This is a genomic window from Lacunimicrobium album, assembly GCF_052161635.1.
Lineage (GTDB): Bacteria > Planctomycetota > Planctomycetia > Planctomycetales > Planctomycetaceae > SXPC01.
This window is the reverse complement of the sequence record NZ_CP197413.1, coordinates 4,412,286-4,433,271: the sequence shown is the minus strand read 5'-3', so window position 1 is coordinate 4,433,271 and position 20,986 is coordinate 4,412,286. Positions and strand designations below refer to the sequence as shown.

The 20,986-nt window shown below is 54.5% G+C and carries 13 protein-coding genes; 6 read left to right on the top strand and 7 right to left on the bottom strand.

The annotated features are described in order from the left end of the window. Positions 1-227: 227 nt before the first annotated feature. From SH248x_RS17795 to SH248x_RS17775, 5 genes are all read right to left on the bottom strand, one after another. Positions 228-2,819 (bottom strand): PQQ-binding-like beta-propeller repeat protein, encoded by a 2,592-nt coding sequence (locus SH248x_RS17795; RefSeq protein ID WP_459555654.1) that lies wholly within the window; start codon positions 2,817-2,819, stop codon positions 228-230. 403 nt (positions 2,820-3,222) lie between these two features. Further along, the gene (locus SH248x_RS17790; protein ID WP_459555653.1) at positions 3,223-3,819 is read right to left on the bottom strand and encodes a protein-tyrosine phosphatase family protein; all 597 of its coding nucleotides are present in this window, start codon (positions 3,817-3,819) and stop codon (positions 3,223-3,225) included. 88 nt (positions 3,820-3,907) lie between these two features. After that, positions 3,908-5,908 (bottom strand): hypothetical protein, encoded by a 2,001-nt coding sequence (locus SH248x_RS17785; RefSeq protein ID WP_459555652.1) that lies wholly within the window; start codon positions 5,906-5,908, stop codon positions 3,908-3,910. Between the two features lie 127 nt (positions 5,909-6,035). Further along, complete coding sequence (locus tag SH248x_RS17780) at positions 6,036-6,551, bottom strand: hypothetical protein (protein WP_459555651.1); 516 nt, start codon at positions 6,549-6,551, stop codon at positions 6,036-6,038. A 214-nt stretch (positions 6,552-6,765) separates the two neighbouring features. Continuing rightward, complete coding sequence (locus tag SH248x_RS17775) at positions 6,766-7,836, bottom strand: hypothetical protein (protein ID WP_459555650.1); 1,071 nt, start codon at positions 7,834-7,836, stop codon at positions 6,766-6,768. A 425-nt stretch (positions 7,837-8,261) separates the two neighbouring features. Between SH248x_RS17775 and SH248x_RS17770 the strand changes: the two genes are divergently transcribed. Both SH248x_RS17770 and SH248x_RS17765 read left to right on the top strand, forming a co-directional pair. Beyond that, positions 8,262-9,560: a PQQ-binding-like beta-propeller repeat protein gene (locus SH248x_RS17770; RefSeq protein WP_459555649.1), complete on the top strand. Its 1,299-nt coding sequence runs from the start codon at positions 8,262-8,264 to the stop codon at positions 9,558-9,560. Between the two features lie 31 nt (positions 9,561-9,591). Then, a complete protein-coding gene (locus SH248x_RS17765) occupies positions 9,592-11,421 on the top strand; it encodes a hypothetical protein (protein WP_459555648.1) in 1,830 nt (609 codons plus the stop codon). A gap of 115 nt (positions 11,422-11,536) precedes the next feature. On the opposite strand, the gene SH248x_RS17760 is transcribed toward SH248x_RS17765, so the two are convergent. After that, positions 11,537-13,741: an alpha-amylase/4-alpha-glucanotransferase domain-containing protein gene (locus tag SH248x_RS17760; RefSeq protein ID WP_459555647.1), complete on the bottom strand. Its 2,205-nt coding sequence runs from the start codon at positions 13,739-13,741 to the stop codon at positions 11,537-11,539. A 113-nt stretch (positions 13,742-13,854) separates the two neighbouring features. On the opposite strand from SH248x_RS17760, the gene SH248x_RS17755 reads away from it, so the two are divergent. The 4 genes from SH248x_RS17755 (at position 13,855) to SH248x_RS17740 (ending at position 19,048) form a co-directional block, all read left to right on the top strand. Continuing rightward, on the top strand, positions 13,855-14,286 hold the full coding sequence (locus tag SH248x_RS17755) for a hypothetical protein (protein WP_459555646.1): 432 nt from the start codon (positions 13,855-13,857) through the stop codon (positions 14,284-14,286). A gap of 107 nt (positions 14,287-14,393) precedes the next feature. Continuing rightward, positions 14,394-15,092 carry an ABC transporter ATP-binding protein gene (locus SH248x_RS17750; RefSeq protein ID WP_459555645.1) on the top strand — a complete coding sequence of 233 codons (699 nt, stop codon included), beginning with the start codon at positions 14,394-14,396 and terminating at the stop codon, positions 15,090-15,092. A 79-nt stretch (positions 15,093-15,171) separates the two neighbouring features. After that, positions 15,172-15,507, top strand: a complete 336-nt coding sequence (locus tag SH248x_RS17745; RefSeq protein WP_459555644.1) for a hypothetical protein — start codon at positions 15,172-15,174, stop codon at positions 15,505-15,507. Then, a complete protein-coding gene (locus SH248x_RS17740; protein WP_459555643.1) occupies positions 15,470-19,048 on the top strand; it encodes an ABC transporter permease family protein in 3,579 nt (1,192 codons plus the stop codon). The genes SH248x_RS17745 and SH248x_RS17740 overlap by 38 nt, the downstream gene beginning before the upstream one ends. 76 nt (positions 19,049-19,124) lie before the next feature. Here SH248x_RS17740 and SH248x_RS17735 read toward each other — a convergent pair whose 3' ends face one another. Beyond that, positions 19,125-20,984: a hypothetical protein gene (locus tag SH248x_RS17735; protein ID WP_459555642.1), complete on the bottom strand. Its 1,860-nt coding sequence runs from the start codon at positions 20,982-20,984 to the stop codon at positions 19,125-19,127. Between the last annotated feature and the right edge of the window lie 2 nt (positions 20,985-20,986).

The window sequence follows — 20,986 nt, the reverse complement described above, 5'->3', positions numbered from 1 at the left end:
TGATGGAACGAGAAGACTCAAGAACATTGCCTGGAGTCTGATGGCAGAATGAGAGTCGGTCGTTGCCTCGCGGCCACCCTCATCCGCCCTATGGGCACCTTCTCCCATCAAAGGGAGAAGGAAATTAAACCGCTCCCATCACGGGAGAAGAAATTTGAAACCGTTCCCGTCAAAGGGAGAAGGAATTTAGAACCGCTCTCCTCAAAGAAGCAGGAACGAAATCGTGCCTACTCGTCGTTCTTGGTCACAGTCAAATTGTCGTAGAACAGTTCTGTCTTCTGGGCATTCCCGAACAGACCGGGGCTGCCGATGGTGTTGGGAATGTCGTCTTCCATTTCGACCATCCAATCGGCTGGCTCCTCTTCGCCACGTTTCCAGATCTTGCCTTGAAGTTTGGATTTGCTTCCTTCACCTGCAGAGGCTTTGAACTTCATCGTGTACCAGGTATTGCCTTCCCAGGTGAACGGCAGATCTTTATGGATGCGGTAATCAGACGACGGCCAGGTGCGAATTTGAATCTTCAGCGCTTCGCCCATCATGTCGAGGGTGTAACGCTGGGCGATCAAACCAATATCCGGACGACGAACACCATCAGAAACTCCGTAGACATCGGCCTGAATGGTGTAATTACTGATGCCGGGTTGCCCCATCCATGCCTGGCTGCGGGTTCCCTTAGGAACAGTGGAGATCTTACAGAGAACTCCATTCCCATGTTCGGCTCGCTTGCCTTGATTCACTGTCAGCTTAGGTCCTGTCAACTTGGTGCCGCCGACTTCCTTGGACCATTCTTCCCAAGTCCAGTCTGCGACAACGTTCTCTGCTTTGAGTTTCTCAAGCAGAGGATCGAAGATAACCTTGGCTTCTTCAACGGTATTAGGTTTCCCTTCACGATCAAGATCGAAGTAGCGAAGCATCTCGGTCCACGTTTCGCGTGGCGTGCTGTCATCGAACGTCACAGACGGCTTGGCTGTGTTGTAGAAGTTGGTGTGCAGGTAGATGTAAAGCCCGCCTGCCTTGGGATCCTGATCCTTCAGCTTCTCATACAGATCGAAATCGAGAGGGACGTGTCGGACGCGGGCACCGATCCACGTGCCGGGAACCTGCAGATCGTCGAAGTCGAATTTCCAGCTGAGCTCGGGAACAACACGCACGCGGGCCAGTGATTTCAGGCCCTTGACGTCGACGTTAATGACGGCCGTGGCGTGTCCTGCATCTTCATCAGGTGTGACGTAGTAATGAAGATCCTGCTTCTCCCCGCCTTTGGTCATCTTTCCCGGACCATTCAGTTCGAGTTTGACGTCTTCCGGCTTGGCCACTTCAATGAACTGGCCGTTCTTGTTGAAAAGACGAACCTGAAGCTGTTGCTTCATCCCTGGTCGGAGCAGTGATTCAACGGGAACAATTTGAACCTGTGCTGGAACGCGGTCCTCGCTGATCGGCTTTTCGTCAGCCAGAGCCGGGATCGGATCAGCCGATGGTTGAACTTCCGGACGACCAACGCAGTAGAGCGCGCCGCTGGTGGGGATGATCAGCTTGCCGTGGGAGACGATCGGAGAGCCGTTGGACTCTTCGCCATCCAGACGCATCTTGTGGGTGAACTCGACGCCATCTTCCGTCGGCTTCATGGCGTACCAGCGACCATTGGCTTCGCAGGTGAAGATCTTGCCATCGGCATAGATCGGGCTGCTGCGCTGCATGGTTCCCAGCGACTTCTTCATAATCTGCTTACCGGTTTTTGCATCGACAACGAGCAGCTTAGCGGAATCGTCGATAGCATAGATGCGACCGTCGACATAGATCGGTGCGACCTTGCCGATGAACATTTCCTTGTTACGCCAGACTTCTTCCCCGGGCTTAAGGGAACCAGACTTGTTTCCGTCCAGTGCAAACAGCGCCCCCATTTGAGTGGAATCAACGTTCTCTTCACTGTGACCGCAGATCACCAGATTATCGAAGACAACAGGCGTGGTATTGATCCCGCGAGCAGAGGCGCGGTAGTTCCAGATAATCTTGCCAGTACGAGGCTGAAACGCATAGACGTCCCCATCGCCTGCTCCCACAACGAGAGCCAACTGCCCATTAAAGTTGGCCAGGACTGGAGCGCTATAAGTCGTGTCCTCAGGAAACGGGCGCGTCCCTTCGTACCAGACGGCCTGACCATTGCGTTTATCAAACGCGAGGAACCGGTGAGCCGGACGAGAATTTTCGCCCCAGCCAGTGTTCACGCCGGAGATGACGACGAGTTGTTCATGAATGATTGGATAGTTGGTACGTCCGCCATAGGTCGTGAGGATGCCGTATTCTTCGCTGAGTGAGTGCTGCCAGATCGTCTTTCCCGATTCGCCATCAATACACTGGAACAAGCCGCACACGCCGAGCGCGAAAATATTGCCCGTCTCTGGATCACCGCAGACAGACGACCACGCGACACGGGTATCAGGAACGTCCGACAGAAAGACGTTGAAGATATTCTCCCAGAGGGTGTCGCCGCTGTCAGCATCGACGCAGACAACCTTTTCCTGTTCCTGTGGCGTGCCAGGGTTGTGTCGAGTCAAAAGGTAGATGCGGTTATTGAGATAGATCGGCGTGGAGCGAGTCCCAAGATCCGTACGTTTCCACAGAAGGTTGCTGCCTTCGTCGCCGGAAGGATCCCAGGTGCCAACAATATTCTTCTCACGCGAAATGCCATTCATTTCCGGACCGCGCCAATACGGCCAATCGAGTGGGTCAGCAGCTTGAGCAACGTCGCCGAAGATCATCATTGAAGTGACCAGCGTAGCAACAGCGAGACTAAGGCGAGCGGCGAGCCGGAGAATCATAGGGCATCCCATCACGTTTCGAGGTTGGAGTCGAGTCGCTCCGGAAGACAGATATCAAGAGACCGAGCGTGACCACGATCAGTGACCCGCTCGACACTCTGGCAGGAACAACACAGGCAGGAACAGAAGACGCGTCTTCCGTCACAGGCAGGGACAAGAATCGAGGCAACAACCGCGATTGTTGTCAAAACAACTATTCAATCATAAACGCCATAGGATTAACCGATCAACCTCACTGTTAAGATTTTCGGCCCGTAAAGACGAATCTCACCGGGAATTCACAGACAGGTGAAAACGCAGCAGTTGCGGAACTGTTTGGAAAAAACAGGAAAGAATGTCGCAGAGAGCGCCAAAAAAGCTCCCGTGACGAAACTCCTCCGTTCACTACGACAAGAACCAGAAATTATGCCGCAGATTTCAAGCGATTGAGTTTTCCAGTCATTTTCTGACGCCACTTCTCAGCGACCTGCTCATCGAATGCCGCCACGAAGCTAGTGACATTCACATTGTGCCATTTGCGACCAAACAACGGCATAGACTTAAGCGACTGGTCGCCCGTCATATTGCGGAAGACCATATCGTAGATGGCGATCGACTTGGCGGTACGAGTAACGCCGTGCTGGCAGTGGATCAGCATGGGATAGTTGTTCGGGTCAGCGAAGTGGGCGACATGCTGTTCGAGCTTGGTATCGTCCGGTTCAATTTCGAACGGCATATTGAGCTCAACAAGGCGGCAGCCGGCATTGGTGACGGCGACGCGTTGTTTATTCCAGCGATCTTCACCCAGTTCGCCAGGTTTGCACAGGTTGACAATCGTGCGGAACTGGTGACGCTCGATCAGCTCAGAAAAAACGTCCGGACGCAGCCACGCACTGCGATAAACGAGTCCTTCCTGATGGACAGCGAAGTGCTTATAGCGTTTATGTCGGTAGACCAGAATGCCCGCAATAGCCAGGGCAGTGACAGCCAGCAATGCAATGATGACAGGAGTCGAGATCACAGGTCGAGCCTTCCATGGCAGACGAGTGGTGGAGAAATCGAGTACTTCGAGGTCGGAACTCTACTACGGGTCGCCAGCTATGTAAACCTCATTTCGGCGGCGGGAGATTGGCCGCTTTCTCCGCAGGCTGAGTCGCAGGGGTTGCTGCTGCCGCTGGATTCTTCACCGGTTGGGAGCCAGCAGGCGTCGTCAACGGAGTGGAAAAAGCAGCGTCAACCGCCTCATTCGCCCCTTTCACCGCCAGGCTAATCGTCTTGGGAACCCGGCTGACGCGGTAAAAGAAGAGCTCTGCCCCGGCATAATATTGCGGCTGGGTGATCAGATGGTATTTCCAGCGCTGCTCTTCATCGGTCGGAAGGTAAGGCTCGACACCCCAGAAGACGATGACACCGTCTCCTTCGGGAAAGTCATCAGTCCCCTTGAAGGATGTCGGGAAACGCTGCTGGTCGAGCATTTCGAAGCCGGTGGAAGGCCAGAGTCGATGCAACGCGTAAAGCAGACGCGGCGGAGGCGGGTCATTCACGAGAAGACGCGACCACGTGACTTTCTCCGTTTGACGGGTGATCTGAAACCAGTTGATCGCCGTTTCTTTCGCAGGAGCTCGTGTCGGAAAAGGAGTCCAGACCGAGAGCACGAGCATGAGAACAACCATGGTCGATTTCAGAAATGAGCCGCGTCCTTCATGGTAGCGAATCAGAATCGTGAGCAGGAATGTCGTTACAAGCAACGTGACAATCGGAAGCCATGAGGCGAAGTCGTCAGGAAGAACGCCCCAGAAGAAGATCGCCAGAGCAGACCACAGCAGAGGATTGGAGAAACGAGACACAGGACCTTTGCGACAGTAAACATCAATCGCAGCCGTCGCGAGGAGGACCAAAGGAGGAGTGACGAGCACCGACCAAAATGGATAGTCAGCCTTGAGCGTGATGTCCATTTCGCCGCAGATAGCCCACGTAGCAAGGACACCGAAGAGCATCGACCCGGTGACCATGCGGAGGGCACGCTGTTTGTCTTTCAACTCCGCGACTTCCGTGGCCCCCAGCAGAGCACAGAGCGCCGCACCAATCATGAGCTTAATGCTGTAAATCGAGAGAATCGCGCCTCCCTGGACCAGATCCTCCCAGGCGGAGCCCTGCATATCGACATACCACGGGGCGAATTCACTGGGCCAGCCGAGAGTCTCGATAATAAAGTTCCCGCCGTGACTGGCGTACATAAACATTGGCCACCAGGCACCAGCGATTAGAAAGGCGACAGCACACAGAGGAAGATATTGCCAGTGTGATTTCCGGAGAGGAGGACGACGAGGTCGGTCGGTTGCGACCGAAGGAGAAGGCGCAGCAGGAGCAGGTTCGCTGATCGCGAAGTTGCTCAGGACCAGCCACGTGAGAACCGCGATCAAGTTCGCCAGCGCAATAATGGAGTTGATGAGAAATAAAAGCCCCGTCAGCGCAGCAGCTGCAATGAGAAGCTTCTCGCGGTTTTTGGATTTGGGGCGTTGTGAGCGGATCAGGACATCCCAGATCGCGAGCTGGCAGAAGATCCCGGGAATCAAAGAGGATCCCGTCCGCACATCTTCCAGTAACGGCCCGGAGACACCCAGCAGAAGAGCAGCAATGATCATCCCGCGGGGAGTCAGATAATGTCGCGCAACAACGGCAATCATGCAGACGGACGCCACCAGCGAAAGGTACGCCGGCAGACAGTGTCGATTAAGAGGCAGCAGCGTCGGAACATGCTGTGCCAGCGCCGCCAGCCAGCCGTTCAGAGGAGGCTGATACATGATGGCCGGTTCGGAGGTGCAGGCGCTCAGGTCGATCAGGCACAGCCAGTGATGGACATTGAGGTACTCCAATGAGAGAAGCCCCCAGATCGCAGAGGCATTGTTGAGAGGCAGACGCATCGCGGACATCAGCCCGGGCAAAAGAGCAATGAGAACGATGTAATACCAATGCGACGTCGATCGCGCGAGCTGAGGCAGAGCTTGCTCATAAACTTCCCCGGTCCAGCGATGGAGCTGTTCGTCGGTTTTCCCACGCGGGTCCAGATGCGGAAGTTCGAGAACATTGGAGGTTTCAGAGTTCGACATGAAATTTGTTCGTGGAAATGATGACTTGGGTGGCTGGCGTCAGGATCGTTAGCTGACCCCAGTCGAATTCGCACTCGATCATTCAATCTTGCCTGCCGCTTAGAAGATCGAATGGGGGAGAATGAACTTACTTCTCAACAGTCGCAGCGGGTTTCTCACTCTTCATTTTTTCGATCTTGCCAAACATGTGGCCACCTTTTTTGCCGTGAGACCACGTGCCAGCGTACTCGTTCTCATAAAAAAGGACCCGGCAGCCGAATTCACTTCCCAGACCAGGGATCGCGGCGGAAGTCAAAGACATGACAGGCGTATCGTCGGCCCAGTAAACATTGATCGGGACAGGGACGACGACATCGACCTGCGCGAACTTCATCCGGGAGTTGATCAGCCAGTAAGCCTTCTGTGCGGGATCGGGCTGGACCTTCTCAACCGAAACAATCTCGTAGCTCTCGCCTTGAGGAATCGGCTTGTCCTGGCCTCGCATCGTGAAACTACCAGTCAGTTTCGCGCCTGTGAGAAGCTCGACGAAGGCTTTTTCCTTATCATCCAGAGGCGGCTTCTCATCCTTATCATCAGCGGCAGACAGCGACGTTGTCAGAAGGAGGGTGAACAGGAGAAAGAGTGTGGAGCGAAGTGGCTGCATGAGGAGGGCTCCGAGAAGTTAGTGAAAAACAATTTTGAAATCGAAGTAGGGTGCTGGTGAGTCTTCGAACCGCACCAATTGAGCTCTCAACGCTCGTTTGGCTTTTGTCATCGCGTTGGGGTTGGTTCGGTAGGACTCACCTGCGTCTTACTGATGGCATGGTGGGCGATCACTCCAGTATAGCGACTGGAGAAGCGAAAGTGTCAAACGGGACTCAGGAAGCGCGTCGCGAGGTCGCAGGAGTTGCTTCAACTGGTGGCGTGTAGAGGCGGATCGTGCGACAGAGAAGTTGTTGCCAGCGGTCAGCAATCTGGTTGGTATGGTGGATCTTCTGGAAGGATTCGAAGTCGACAGCCTGCGGGTCGATCGTCGCAACCAGTTCCGGAATCTGGTCGATGCTGGAGATGGTCTTGATCAGCGAAGGGAATTGTCGACGCAGGAAGTTGGCGAACGGCCCGTCCCACATCAGGATCGGTTTACCAGCCGACAGCGCATCGAATGCGACCGTAGAGACGCGGTAATGGTATTCGCCAGCACAAAGCACGACATCGGACTTGGCGATCTGGTCGTGATAGTCGGTGAATTGTCTGCAGATGGTCAGTCTGCGGGAGACGAACTCCGTATCGCCTCGCATGATGACGTTCATATCGTTTCGACTGAGCGCAAGGTCTCGCAGTTGGATGCCATGGTCCCGGCAGCCGTGACGACTGGGGACGAAGAGGCGTTTGACAGGCGGCTCGAAACTCGACTCGACCGATGGCCTCGGCGGCAGTTCACGTGGCAGCATGGGATACGGGATGACTTCGGAGCAGAAGTCGTACTTCATCCGCAACATGTCTGCGAACTCTTCGCAAAAGACAAGGTGCCTGGTCGGAGAGTCGAGTCGACTGAAGAGAAGTCGACGCGTTCGACAATGACAGAGTTCGTTGAGATTGGTGTGATTGATCAGCCAGCAGCGTGTCTTGCGATTCCACAGAAGCGAGAACGTAACCGTTTCGTAGCTGAGAATGACGATGTGGTCATACGAATTGGCCGCAAGGTGCCGACGAAGTTCGACCAGCTTGCGAATCTGATCAAGACCTGACAGGTACTGGCGCGCTGATTCGAAACCAAACTCCGGTAAAAGGAGTCGCTGATAGATGGACAGGCCATGGCTGTGATGGTCGTGATAGCGAACCGTCGCAGCGAGGGTGACGTCTGCAAACTGCGAAATGGTCGAGACAGTACTGCGAAGAAGTGCTTCCTGAGCCGGACTGCCGAGAAGATCAGCGACGAGGACTTTCATGCGAAAGACTCCTCGAATTCTCCAGTGTGCCATGCTTGCGGCTTTGAGCAAGCATGTTCTGGACGTCTCAATATCCAACGCAGTAGCATGCTCACCGAAAGCTGTGAGCATGGCACGACATTCTGGATGGCGGTCGTTATCAACCGGCAAATGGATTGAGACAGCGAGATCACGATTGACCTCATGGCATCATGCCTTCAGGAGAGACGTGCGAAATGGCCGTCGTGACCAGATGTGCGGATCATGTCAATGTTGGCAATTTCAAGATGGGTTGCTTGATCGACGCAAAGAGGGGACAAGACTCGTTTTCACATGGGAAAAGGAGCCTTGTTGCACGTCCAAAGCGGCGGGAGTATGATGCGAACACTCCCCTCGTGTCAAGATGGCTTGCCCTCCGGTTTTTCCTGCCCAATGAGTGCCCACCGATGCTCACACGACCTCGTTCCGTGACTTCTTTACCTGCCTGGATCTGTCTGGCAGGAGGTTTACTGCTGACCTTGGCCGACTCCACGCTGGCGGGAACCCCATCCGGGCTCGTCTGGCCACAGTTTCGCGGACCGACGCAGCAGGGACACGCAGACGCTTCTGCCAAACCCCCGACCGTTTTTAATGAAAACGAGCACCTGGTTTACAAGACGCCAATTCCCGGCGTCGGCTGGTCATCACCAGTGATTGCCGATAACGAGGTCTGGCTGACGACAGCGCTTCTCGAAGAGAAGAAGCTGCAGGCGATCTGCCTCGACTATACGACAGGCAAGATCACCCGAGCAGTCACGGTCTTCGAGCCGGAGGAATGGGAAGAGATTCACCTCCAGAATTCGCAGGCCTCCCCCACGCCCGTGATCGATGAAAAGAATGTCTACGTTCACTTTGGCAATTATGGCAATGCGGCGATCGATCGCGCAACCGGCGAGATTGTCTGGAAGAACAATGAAATCGTCGTCGAATACATGACGGGAGCAGGCAGTCATCCCGTTCCCTATGAAGACACCATCATCATCACCTGCGATGGGGCAGATAAGAACATCATCGCTGCCCTCGATAAATCGACAGGGAAAGTGATGTGGACGCAAGGACGCTCGCAGCCACTGCGAAACAATGCCGATACGCATCGCTCGTTCTCCACCCCGCTCATCGTAAGAAACGCAGGACAGACAACACCGCCCGAAGTCATGGTCTCGATCGGACCCGATCAGGTTCACGGTTATGATCCCCGCAATGGCAATGACCTGTGGTACACGACTTATCAGGGCTTCTCGACCGTCCCGATGCCGATCACCGACGGCGAGTCCGTCTACGTCGCCACAGGCTTCGGCAAAGCAACATTCATGGCGATTAAACTCGGCGGCCAGGGAGACATCACGAAAAGCCACATCAGCTGGAAGAACAATAAAGGCATCTCCCTGATTCCTTCGCCCCTTCTGGTCGACGGATTGATCTACATGTCGACCGAAAAGGGAACGTTCCTGTGCATCGATCCCACAACCGGAGAACAGCTCTTCCAGGAACGCCTGGGAGGCAATATGTCATCGTCGCCGATCTATGCAGGCGGTCATATCTATCTCGCCGATGAGAACGGCGTCGTCTATGTCATCAAGCCAGGCAGAGAATTCGAGCTGGTACAGAAAAATGAACTGCAATCAGGCCAGGTCAAAGGATCACCAGCAGCCGTCGGTAACTCGCTACTGCTTCGCAGCGAGAACGGATTGTACCGGTTCGAGTAGACGCGATTGAGAGCTTCAACGGGAGATCGGAATGCAGGGTGAAGGCGAATCGAAAAAACAGTCCCGGCTGGCATGGATGGAAAAGCTGCTGATCGGAGTGTCGCTGCTGCTGTTGGTTGGGTTCGGGGCGGTGCTGTTTGGTGTCCCGTTTCTGAATGACGCGGTGATACGGAATGCACAGAAGTCGGTCGCGAAGGCGCTGGGGGCAGGGCCGGATCCGAAATTGTTGAGTGGCGCAAGTTCTGCAAGTTCTAGTGGAGGTGCAAGGATTGGTCAGCTGGGCGAGAAGTGCCCAACAAAGACAATTGCTGTTACTCTTGATGTTGATACGCCACTCAATCGTCAAGTCAGCGAACTACTAGCCAAGAAGCTGAATGAGAGTGGCGAGTTTGAGAATGTAAAGTTCTTTGATTCAAGTGAGACAGCTGAAGAGGATTTCGATAACTGGGTGTCGGTGCATATTGACGAGACCAGCTTGCTGTCATCCTTCAAGCGTGAGCAGCTGTCAGACGGGAAACAGCAGACTCAAGTATCGGTTAAGTACATTGTGATGTCGGAGCCGACTCATCAGACAACGCGTCATGAGGAGTCTCCGCTTGCTGATCCCCTTGCCAACGTAAGCGGCGGAATTGAGGTAAAGAAAGAGTTTATCTACCGAGGCGGGATTGATTTGGAAGAACTCCGCTCCATGCTGCCCGAGAAACTTGTTGAAGAGATTTCAGACAGACTTTTCGAAGTGAGGAGGCGCCATGAGAAAACTTTTGGAGAACTTCCAGCGGATTTATCGAAAGGCTTCTGGCCAACTTTGATACGTGCTGAAACTCCGTCGTTATTGAATGACTTTCGTCATCGTCAGCTTCGTTCAACCAATGGGTTTCTGATTTCAAGCGATGCCGTCTGGCTGGTTGAAGTTCCTTCTATGGAACTAAGAGATTTTTACCGACGTGCCCAGGCAGAATTTGGACCCAAAGGATTTGGAGAGCTATCACATAATCGCCGTCCGTTTAAACTTGATCAAGCCATATTTACGATCCCGGATGACTGTATCGCGTTGTCGAATTCGCCTGATCACAATGACTTCTGGGAGATTTATCCTGCTCCGCGGGCCGAATTGGTTCACGAAAGTCGAAAAACGCTCCCTGCTGCGACAACTTTGTTGTACGTCCACTACTGCCGAATGCTCTCGAAGAATGAATATCGAAGCCTGGTGAATCAAATGGCCAAAGCTCCTGATGTCACACTCGAGAAAGTGTTGATGTTTCGCAAAGAACTGGTTGCCATCGACGAGGCTGGTTTTGAAGAACTGATTAAACGATTCGAATCGTCAGAGAATAATCTTCTGCTTTCACTGATAAGCTTCGAAGTCGACGATAAAGGAATGTCTGATGATGATCGAATAAAAATATGGAAACAGCTTTTCATTCGCCTGTTAAAGGAAGACCCTGAAGAAAGATACGAGTCGATTCTTTCTTCGATGATTGGCACTCAGGCTAAAGAAAAGATTTTTGAGACCATGGCAGAAGACCTGCGAGTGGCGGGCATTCCAGAACTGGTTGAAACATCATCCAACATTTTCACGCTACGGCCAGGCGAAGTCTATTCGGCCATCCTGACAGATCCGACAGACAAGACTTCCATCGCCAAATCCTATCTCCATCGATCGCCAACGGGAGAAGTCATTCTAAGACAGGTGATTCAAACAAACTCTGGAGTCAGTACGAATTCACCGTCGTTATCTACAGATGGAAAATCTCATTCAATCAACGCGGGGTACAATGATTTCCGCGTTGAAGGGACAGTGCGGCTTTTGGATCCTGCGACCGGTGAAGTGGAAGTCGAGTTAAAGAAGGGGAAGCCGTAAGGGAGAGATGGCTTGGTGTTGATGGGCGAATGGGAACGAACGCCTGCCTATCGCCCACCCTCATCCGCCCTTCGGGCACCTTCTCCCCTCAAGGGACAAGGAACAAGACAAACTCCTACACCCCCACCGCACTGCGCTGCTCCGCCAACTGTCGCGCCTGCGCCGCTGACGTATCAATCGCGATCTTCAGCGTGAAACGCTTAATGCGCGTCTCATCCGCCGTGAACTGCCAATGCGAGATGATCGCTGTGCTCTGGTGGACGAGTTCAAACCCGCCTTCCGACTGGCTGACCGTATAAAGCGGGTAGCTCCACAGGAATGCGGGTGGGTCCATTTCAATGCCGACATCGATCCCGAGCCATTCATCAACCGCAGAAATTCGGCTGCAATGCTTCAGGTCGAGTTGAGTCTGAAGCTGGCCTAGACGCTGGCCGTTTTCATCATAGAAGTAACGATCATCCGCCCCCGCAGGCATGCCAGCAAGGTTGTTCTCGACGCCGACGTGATAGACTCGCCCCGGAACGAGGTTATGCCACTCGTAATGAACATCGAGCTGAGACGGGCTCTCGTCACGCAGCGTGATGGTCTTGGTCAGCGTCGCCATGTCGGCGTCATACTGAGGGACTTCGCGCGTCATCACGATATCAATCCGCCCCGGCACTTCGCGCAGCTTCGTCTGGTAAACGCCAAGCGGCATCTCGTTGAGCTGCGATTCCCCCGTGCGGAACTGCTCGATCGTCGAGTCGTTCCAGAGCATGTGATCAACAAGGGCTTTGCGTGGCCACTTGTCGTACTCGATCGCTTTATCGAGATTGGGTTGTTTGAAGTGAACACGCTCATGAGGCTCGGCGACGAAGCCCCCTTGCTGTTCATCAAGTTTAGAAGCATGCTCGATGATCTTCTCGTGATAAGGCTCCGGACGACGGTTGAGGGTCGCCAGCAGGTTATGGCGGATCGCCTTGATATCGAGTTCGTAAAGATGACCGCCAACGGCTGGCGAGAAGTAAGCAATCAGCGACTGGTTTGCGAGACGAATTTCCTGACGGGCATCCAGGTTGAAGTCACCCACAGTGACCGACTGCCAATGCTTCGAAGCATGTTGCATTGACTCGATATGCGAGTCCGCAGCAATCAGGTGACGATAAATCGCGTTACGCAAGTGAGGCAGATAAAGACCGCCAAACGCACCGTGCCAGTAAGGGCAGTTACATTGACCACGGTAGAGATCGAGCAGGGCAGGTTCGAGCTTCTCAGGTGAAAAGGCTTCTTCCTGCTGCAGTTCATGCAGCTTCGTACTGACTTCCTTTGCACGACAGAACATCTCATGGGTCTCCTGATAGCGAACCAGGAAGTTCCGCCACGACACGCCACGTAGAAACTTCTGCAGACGAGGAAAGTCTTCGTGATCTTTAAGGTCCTTCGTCAGTTTCTTGTACTCCATCTGACGTTCCGTCGTCATCGCCCATTCCGTCATCTCCCGATAACTCGCATCCGGCAGATAGCAGCGACCAACCGGCGGAGTCGTCCGCGTGACTTCCGTTGGCAGGGTCAAATGAACCCAGTCTTTGTTCGCACGCAGCAGTTCAAAGAACTTACGCAGCCAACCCTTCTCATAGATAAGTTCTTTCGTGCCCGGCCAGACGCCAAATTTTTCCCCATCATCGCCAAAGGTCATGACACAGCCGGGAGACTCCGCATGCACCTTCGCTAAATATTCGAAGGTCGCCTCCGGAGTATCGAACGGAATCGTATAGCGAAGTTTCTCCGAAACCGGGAAAACTTTCAGCAGTCGTCCCTGATCTTCAGTCAGGTAATAGCCACGCAGTTGTTCATCGGCGAAACCGGCGCATTTGAAGTGGAAGTCGTCGAGAATCGTGAAGTCGATCCCGGCAGCCGTGACATCGCCCGCAAAAGATGGTTCCCAGACCCGCTCTGGCACCCACATCCCATTGACTTTGCAACCCAGGAGGTCCTCAAGATAACGGGTGTACGCCTTCATCTGCCCAATGCGGTCACGTGATGGAATACACGCAAGAATCGGCTCGAAGAACGGCCCACCAAGGATTTCAATCTGACCACGCGCGACGAAGTCTCGCAACCGCGCAATGTATTCCGGGTGACGTTCGACCAGCCACTCCATCAGCGAGCCCGATGTATGCAGGGCGATGCGAATTTCTGGATATTCTTCGAGGATGTCGAGAAACGGACTGTAGCTGTCATTGAACGCATCTTCGATCACGCCGTCGAAGTTGCCGACGGGCTGGTGATTATGAATCGCAAGGATGAGGCGGACAGCAGAGTCATTGGGTGGTTGAGACATGGACGGTAGATCCTGGACGGCTGTCGCCGGGGATTAAGGGGATGATCGGATCTTGGTGGCACAGGCATTCCTGCCTGTGCGAAGCTTCTCGCGATTTGCACAGACGAAAGTCTGTGCCACTGGAAAGCGTGTTCGGCTATTATTATCTGGACGGGGGTCCGGGGAAAAATGGCAACCGGGGTGATTTTCCTGTTTTTGCCCGCAAAGGGGAAGATGCGGTCACCAGCGGGAATCACGATTGTCAAAATGGGAAGTCCAGAGAAGGCCAAATGATGCAGTCACACGAATCGACACTCTCGCAAGCCGTCCACATTCAGTTGCAGACCATGTCAAAACATGCCCCAGAGGAAATCGAACGCCTCAGTCATCTCGCAAAAGAACTGGAACTCGGACAGCTTCACATCACAAAAATCGATCACGGCGATCTCGTCGTGCTGGCCGACCTCCTGGAAAAGAACAAGCAGAGCTTTCCACAGCTGGGCGATTGGACGGAGTCGTTCACCGACGAGTACAACCGACGAATTCATACGCGGAGCAATTGTTAGACGGCTGGCGTTTAAGCAGCCGCGGCTGAGACACCCGTGGCGTACGGTGAGGCGGTCGTCTACAACAGATTGAGAAAAGAAGTCTATCACGACGTGAGGAGCAAACCATGAGTTCAGCGGTAGGAGTCAGACAAGAGACATTGGTTCTGGAAAACGTCACCAAAACATTCGAGACGGCAGCGGGCGCGCTCACAATTCTCAAGGACGTGACACTGACGTTCCAGCCCGGAGAAGCCGTCGCCATCACCGGGCCATCGGGCTGCGGCAAGAGCACACTCCTCTACACAGTCGGTCTTCTCGATGCCCCCACGTCAGGTCGCATCACGCTGTTCAGCGAAGATGTCTATCGGCTCTCGAGCAGCCAGCAGGCCAAATTCCGCAACGAGAAAATCGGCTTCGTCTTCCAGGAACATCACCTGCTGCCACAGTGCACGGTACTGGAGAATGTCCTGCTGGCAAGACTGCCCGCAGGAAGCGTCACCAGCGACGTCGAGTCACGAGCAAAAGCGCTGCTCGAGCGAGTCGGGCTGTCGTCACGCCTGGGACATCGTTCCGCACAACTCTCGGGCGGAGAACGTCAACGCGTCGCGATTTGTCGAGCATTACTCAACGAACCACGACTCATCCTGGCCGACGAACCAACAGGGAACCTCGATCCAACAACCGCCGAAGAGATCGGAACCCTGCTGCTGGAACTGCAGGCCGAACACAAGACGATTCTGCTCTGCGTGACGCATAGCGAATCCCTGGCAGCGAGGTTTCCCGCTCGGATGACGTTGCGCGAGGGGAAGCTGGTGCGTGTGTAGCAGTAAGACTCAAAGATATTCGTCTGGGGATCAAACGAATAGAATCGACAATCCCCATCGTTAAATCGAGGAGCATATAATGGTCAGTTGGAGCGCAGACCTTGAAAATCAATTGGATTCATTCATCAAAACCGGGGCATACTCTACTCGTGAAGAAGTGATAGCGAAGGCACTCGATGCACTCAACCGAGAGCAGGAAGAAATTGCTGCGATTCTAGCTGGGTTTGATGACATTGAAGCGGGAGAAGATGTCTCTCTGGAAGATGTTGATCAGGAAATGCGAAAGAAATATGGAATCGGCTCGGGTGATTTTGCGCCTAGTCAGTTTCTCCAGTCCGGGCTTGATCAGTTAGAAACCGGCGAGTATCGATCGATAGATGAAATTGAAGCAGAACTTCGTGCAGATGAAATATAGTCATACCATGCTCACACGCAACACCCTCGTCTTCTCAACCCTCAAGCATTACTGGCGATCCAACCTCGCCATGCTGGCAGGGATCATCATCGCCTGCGCCGCCCTCACCGGCGCGCTCATCGTCGGCGACTCGATTCGCGGCTCGCTGAAACAGATGACTCTCGATCGCCTCGGGACAGTAGAGACGGCAATTGACAGTCCTCGCTTTGTCACGGAAGAACTGGCGGCAAAGATCAAGGTTGAAAAGGGAACCCATGCGGACCCATTGACGGCACCGGCGATTCATTTGTCGGGAGCGATCAAGAAGCAGTCAGCAGACGGGAAAGTTAGTCGAGCGGGGGGAGTACAGGTCTATGGAGTCGATGAGCGGTTCTGGAAATTGCTGGCCATTTCAGATTCAACAAATCAGCATATTCAACAGGAGAATGACGGGGTCATTCTCAACGAGGTGGCTAGAGATATCCTCGGCGCACGATACCACGACGATGTCACTCTTTATGTTGACCTCCCCAGTTCCATCCCTCGAGATACGCTGTTCGGCGAGCGAGATCAGACAACAGCCCAGATTGATTTGCTCGTTAGTGGAGTCTTCCAGGAAGAAGATCTCCTCGCTTCGAAACCGGAAGACATGAAGGTCTATTTGCACACCGACTATTTCGACCGCTCACCCAACGTCTTCTCCCTCCGTCCCGATCAAACCAGCGGCCCCATCGCCTACGTCCCGTTGAAACTGCTGCAAGAACGCCTCGGCATCCAGGAACTGCCAGCATCCCGTCGCAATCCAAATCCCAAACCAGCGCGGGTGAATGCCCTCTATTCCTCCGGCGTGATCACTGATGTCAGCCAGGCATTATCGCTGGCGGATCTGCAACTGCGACTCGTTCCGAATGAAGCAGGAACGATCCTGGCCCTCGAATCCGATCAACTCATTCTGGAAACCACCATCGCCCGAGCGGCGGAGCGCGTCGCAGCCAAGAACCAGCTCAAAACACAACCCGTCCTGCTCTACCTGGCCAATGAACTCGCCAACAAAAACAACCTCGACAAGTTCGCCATGTACTCGACAGTCGCAGGGATCGATCTGACCGCAGGTGAACCATTCGGACCTTATGTCACCACCGATGGTCAACCCGTCCCGAAACTCACCGGCAACGAGGTCGCCATCAATCAATGGCTGGCAGAAGACCTCGGCGTCAGCATCGGCGACGTGATTCGCATGAAGTATCACCAAGTCGGCTCGACAGGCGAACTGCCGGAGCTCGAAGCGGAGTTCACCGTCAAAACCATCCTCAAAATGGAAGCCGCGACGCTCGATCGCGGTGTTGTTCCCGTGATCGAAGGCGTCACGACAGCCGACAGCTTCGCCGACTGGGAGCAGCCATTCCCGATGAACCTCGATCGCATCACCAGTCGTGACGAAGAATACTGGGACGAATACAAAGCCACCCCCAAGCTGTTCATGTCGGTCGAGTCGGCTCAAAAAATGTGGACCAGCAAGTACGGCGACCTCACGTCGATCCGCTTCGCCCATGAGACAACGCCAGATGCCATCGAGAAACTGGAACGTCAGATTCTCAACGCGATTGACCTGCCAGCCACTGGACTCGCCGTGCAGCCTGTTCTGGCACAAGGCTTAAAAGCCTCAGCGGGGTCAAACGATTTTTCAGGGCTGTTCCTGGGGTTCAGTTTCTTCCTCATCGGAGCCGCGTTGATTTTGACAGTGCTGCTGTTCCGTCTGTCGATCGAAGAACGGATCCGCCAGCTGGGTCTATACGCCGCAGTCGGTTTAACGACGAGAGAAATCCGAACGCTGTTATTAAAGGAGACACTCCTGCTCTCCCTGGTGGGCGGTGTCCTCGGTGCCGCCGCAGCTGTCGCGTATGCTGACCTGATGATGACCGGACTGACAACCTGGTGGCAGGGAGCCGTCGGCACAACCAACCTGCACGTCTACGTCACGCCGATGGCTTTGATCACCGGACCTGTTGTGACGTTGATCATGACCATGCTGGTCGTGTGGTGGTCATTACGCGGCATCGCGAGACTCTCCGTCAGAGAACAGCTGACTGGCAACCTGACGCCGGATGTCCCTGCCAAAGCCGCCCAGCATCGCGGCGCGATCAGCTTCTGGATCGGCTCGTCTCTGCTGGGAATCGCGGTCATGTTACTGGTCGCTGCATTAGGGGGAATGTTGCCGCAGAAGGAAGCGTTTTCAGGTTTCAACTGGACGATCGTCGCGTTCTTTCAGATTGGTCTTTGCACCCTCATCGGCGGGATTCTGCTGCTCCGCTGGTGGCTCGTTCGACCTGCCACAAACGCGGGATCTGCGAGATTCAATCTCCAGCGGCTAAGCGTTTTGAACACCATGCGACAACCCTCGCGAACCTTGACCACGACATCCATGATCGCCTCAGCCACCTTCCTCATCGTCGCTGTCGGCGTCGGCCAATATAACCCCCTCGCCGTAAAACCCGATAAAACTTCCGGCAACGGCGGCTTCTCGCTGGTCGCGGAATCCTCACGTCCGATCCTCGCGAATCTCGAATCACTCGACCTCAATCAGGCGCTCGCAGAATGCAAAGCATCGACGCCGGGACCAGAGCCAGCTGCGACACCACCATCGGCCATCGAGGGAGTCCGCATCTATTCGTTCCCAGTGAAGAGCGGCGAGAACGCGAGTTGCTTGAACCTCTACCAGACGACCGTCCCCACAATCCTCGGCGTCAGCGAAGAGTTCATTCAACGAGGCGGGTTCGCCTTTGCAGACACGCCCGGCGAGAATCCCTGGACAAGACTCAACGAGGAAACGCCCAACGCCAATGTCCCTGCCCTCGGCGACATGAACACACTCATGTACTCCTTGCACAAGATGCAGGGCGACACGATCGAACTCCCCATGTCGAATGTCCCCCACGCCAAAATCCAGATCGCAGGCATGCTGACAGGAAGTGTCTTTCAAGGCGTCTTGCTGATTTCGGAGAAGAACTTTCGCAGGCTGTTTCCCGAAGTCGTCGGGTATCAACACTTCCTCGTGGAAACAAATTCCAATCCGGGCTGCGTACCACTGGCGTCGCAGTTACTGGAGACCCGTTATGAGGAATTTGGTTTGGACGCAGAACCCGTCGCGGATCGACTGGCTCGTTTCCTCGCCGTGCAGAACACCTACCTGACGACGTTCCAAACCCTCGGCGGCCTGGGACTTCTTCTGGGAACAATCGGGCTCGGCGTCGTCATGCTGCGAAATGTCCTCGAACGACGTGGCGAGATTGCGCTCCTGCGAAGTATCGGGCTGACAGGAAGCCGAATCGGCTGGATGGTGTTCCTGGAGAATTCATTCATGCTACTGACGGGAATCGCCTTAGGCACCGTCGCAGCTCAGTTAGCAATGTGGCCGCATCTACAAAGCAGTGCCGCGCAGGTTCCCTGGGCATCGCTGGGTGGACTCCTCGTAAGCGTCCTACTAGTCGGAAGCCTCGGAGGACTCTTCGCCGTCTGGCGAGCCATGCGACTCCCAATCGTCACAACCCTCCGCGGCGAGTAAACCTGTGTGCCACGGCTGTGTCAGCCGTGGATTTTACTTACGACCCGCACAGCCGACACGGCCGTGGCACACCTGATCACACCTTGCGAATATAGTTCGCCGCGTAACTTCTGACCTTCTGACCGTTAAGGATGTGGAAGTGCCGCAGCTGATTCAGCGTTTCCTGACTGAAGCGAGACAGCGGAACGTGGAGAATCTTCCGGCCATACTTGCGTGCAAGCGTCTTCCAGGCCATACCCGGAGGGGTCGCAGAGAGAACGGTAATGTGCTTGAAATGCGTATGATAGCTACCCGCGACGATGAGCCGTTCCTCGAGCGTGTCGACAAAATCAAACCGCGGATCTCGCCACACATCCGGTATCGGACGAGGCGGAAAAAGAAACATCGCGCCACCATAGACCGCTTGCGCAATCCCCGGACCGACAAGTTCGTTCTGGTAGGCGCTTGCAAAAAACGCCAGCGTCGATTCGTCATGATGCTCAGCATGCCACGTGATACGACTCGGGTAATCGCGCGGATCAGCAGGCGTATCAAAGAGCATAATGACGCAATCCAGGTTGCCACGAGAGGGGGGAATCTCTTTCACATACAGTTCACCCGTATGCCAGTTCCGCAGCGTCTCTCGGATATCGAGCCCATCTTTCAGGCTGGAAGAAAACTTTTCGATCTTCGCCAGGTCATTGCCAAGCAGTGAGAGCGCATGGTCTTTGACAGCCGTTCGGAAACGCTCGATCGCAGTATCTTCCGGCGGCCAGCTGCAGTGTGAAAACGGGTTCCACTGCATCTCCCATTTCTGCTGCTGCTCTTTCTGCGGACGCGGCGTGAGTTCCAGCCCCTTCCAAGAAAGCAGCTTGCCCGGCAGTCGACTGCGCTTCTCATAGATCTCCTCATCCGGAGTTTCGAGCAACTGCTGATTCATCTTCACCAGAGGCAGCGCACGATTCACGCCGAAGTTGTACTCTCGCAACGTCTCAACAAGATTGATCGCAAACGCATCCCCAAAGATCTGCTGAGCAGCGACCACAAGAGAATACATATCCGGCGTCAGCCGACGCGAAATGAGAGAAAGATTGCGCACATACTGGAAATAAGTCGAAAGCAGCCGCGGCGTGATCTTGCGAGCCTTCGCTTTGTGTTCTTCCTTGTACCGACGACGAGCCTCAATCACGAGCAGCTTGAGCCCATCCAGCGACATGTTCTCATCGTCATCAAGATCAGCCCGGGCATGCTCATAACAGGCCGTAATAAAAGGAAGTTCGCCCAGCGCGAACAACGCCTGTTCTTCAGGAAACGAATGCAGTTCCGCCTCAACTGGCGGTTCGAGATCTTCCAGTTCGTCCTCCGCCGTCGCCACCTGAAAGTACATGCGAAGGCTGGGCCACTCTGCAAAACTGCACAGACAGAGAATCGATTCGAACTTCGTTTCCAACTGACGCAAACGTGACGCCATGTAAGACAGACGTCTGGCGTGAAGTCCTTCTTCCACCAGCGGCACCGACGTCAACACGGCAGACGCAAAGCGATCCAGCGACAGATTCTTGATCGTGTACGCATCCGGCAGAACATTGATCAGTTCATCGTACTCGCTGGTATTGAGATCGATGTAAGCGCGCGGGCGACGCTCCATGATCGAGTTACGGATCGCTGCAATGACCGCCTGACAGGGATCGATCGCCACATAACTGGCATACGAATCGATTTCGTCCTCATCGTCATTCCAACTGGCTTCCGGCCCCGGCTGAATCGCCACACTGATCCGCGGAAGATCAGCGATCCCCGTCTCGACCGCATCTCGAAACGATTCCGGCAGCGGAACCGCCAGGCAATCATACTTACCAGACAACAACACACGACGAACCTCCACCGCATAGTCCCCACTTTCATGGATAACCGGCAGCAGCGTGATCTTGTCGGAGAGATGAAAGACGTTACTCATAG

Coding starts and splice junctions, on each gene's coding strand:
- SH248x_RS17795 (WP_459555654.1), bottom strand. CDS start 2,819: ATGATTCTCCGGCTCGCCGCTCGCCTTAGTCTCGCTGTTGCTACGCTG.
- SH248x_RS17785 (WP_459555652.1), bottom strand. CDS start 5,908: ATGTCGAACTCTGAAACCTCCAATGTTCTCGAACTTCCGCATCTGGAC.
- SH248x_RS17780 (WP_459555651.1), bottom strand. CDS start 6,551: ATGCAGCCACTTCGCTCCACACTCTTTCTCCTGTTCACCCTCCTTCTG.
- SH248x_RS17775 (WP_459555650.1), bottom strand. CDS start 7,836: ATGAAAGTCCTCGTCGCTGATCTTCTCGGCAGTCCGGCTCAGGAAGCA.
- SH248x_RS17770 (WP_459555649.1), top strand. CDS start 8,262: ATGCTCACACGACCTCGTTCCGTGACTTCTTTACCTGCCTGGATCTGT.
- SH248x_RS17765 (WP_459555648.1), top strand. CDS start 9,592: ATGCAGGGTGAAGGCGAATCGAAAAAACAGTCCCGGCTGGCATGGATG.
- SH248x_RS17760 (WP_459555647.1), bottom strand. CDS start 13,741: ATGTCTCAACCACCCAATGACTCTGCTGTCCGCCTCATCCTTGCGATT.
- SH248x_RS17750 (WP_459555645.1), top strand. CDS start 14,394: ATGAGTTCAGCGGTAGGAGTCAGACAAGAGACATTGGTTCTGGAAAAC.
- SH248x_RS17745 (WP_459555644.1), top strand. CDS start 15,172: ATGGTCAGTTGGAGCGCAGACCTTGAAAATCAATTGGATTCATTCATC.
- SH248x_RS17740 (WP_459555643.1), top strand. CDS start 15,470: ATGAAATTGAAGCAGAACTTCGTGCAGATGAAATATAGTCATACCATG.
- SH248x_RS17735 (WP_459555642.1), bottom strand. CDS start 20,984: ATGAGTAACGTCTTTCATCTCTCCGACAAGATCACGCTGCTGCCGGTT.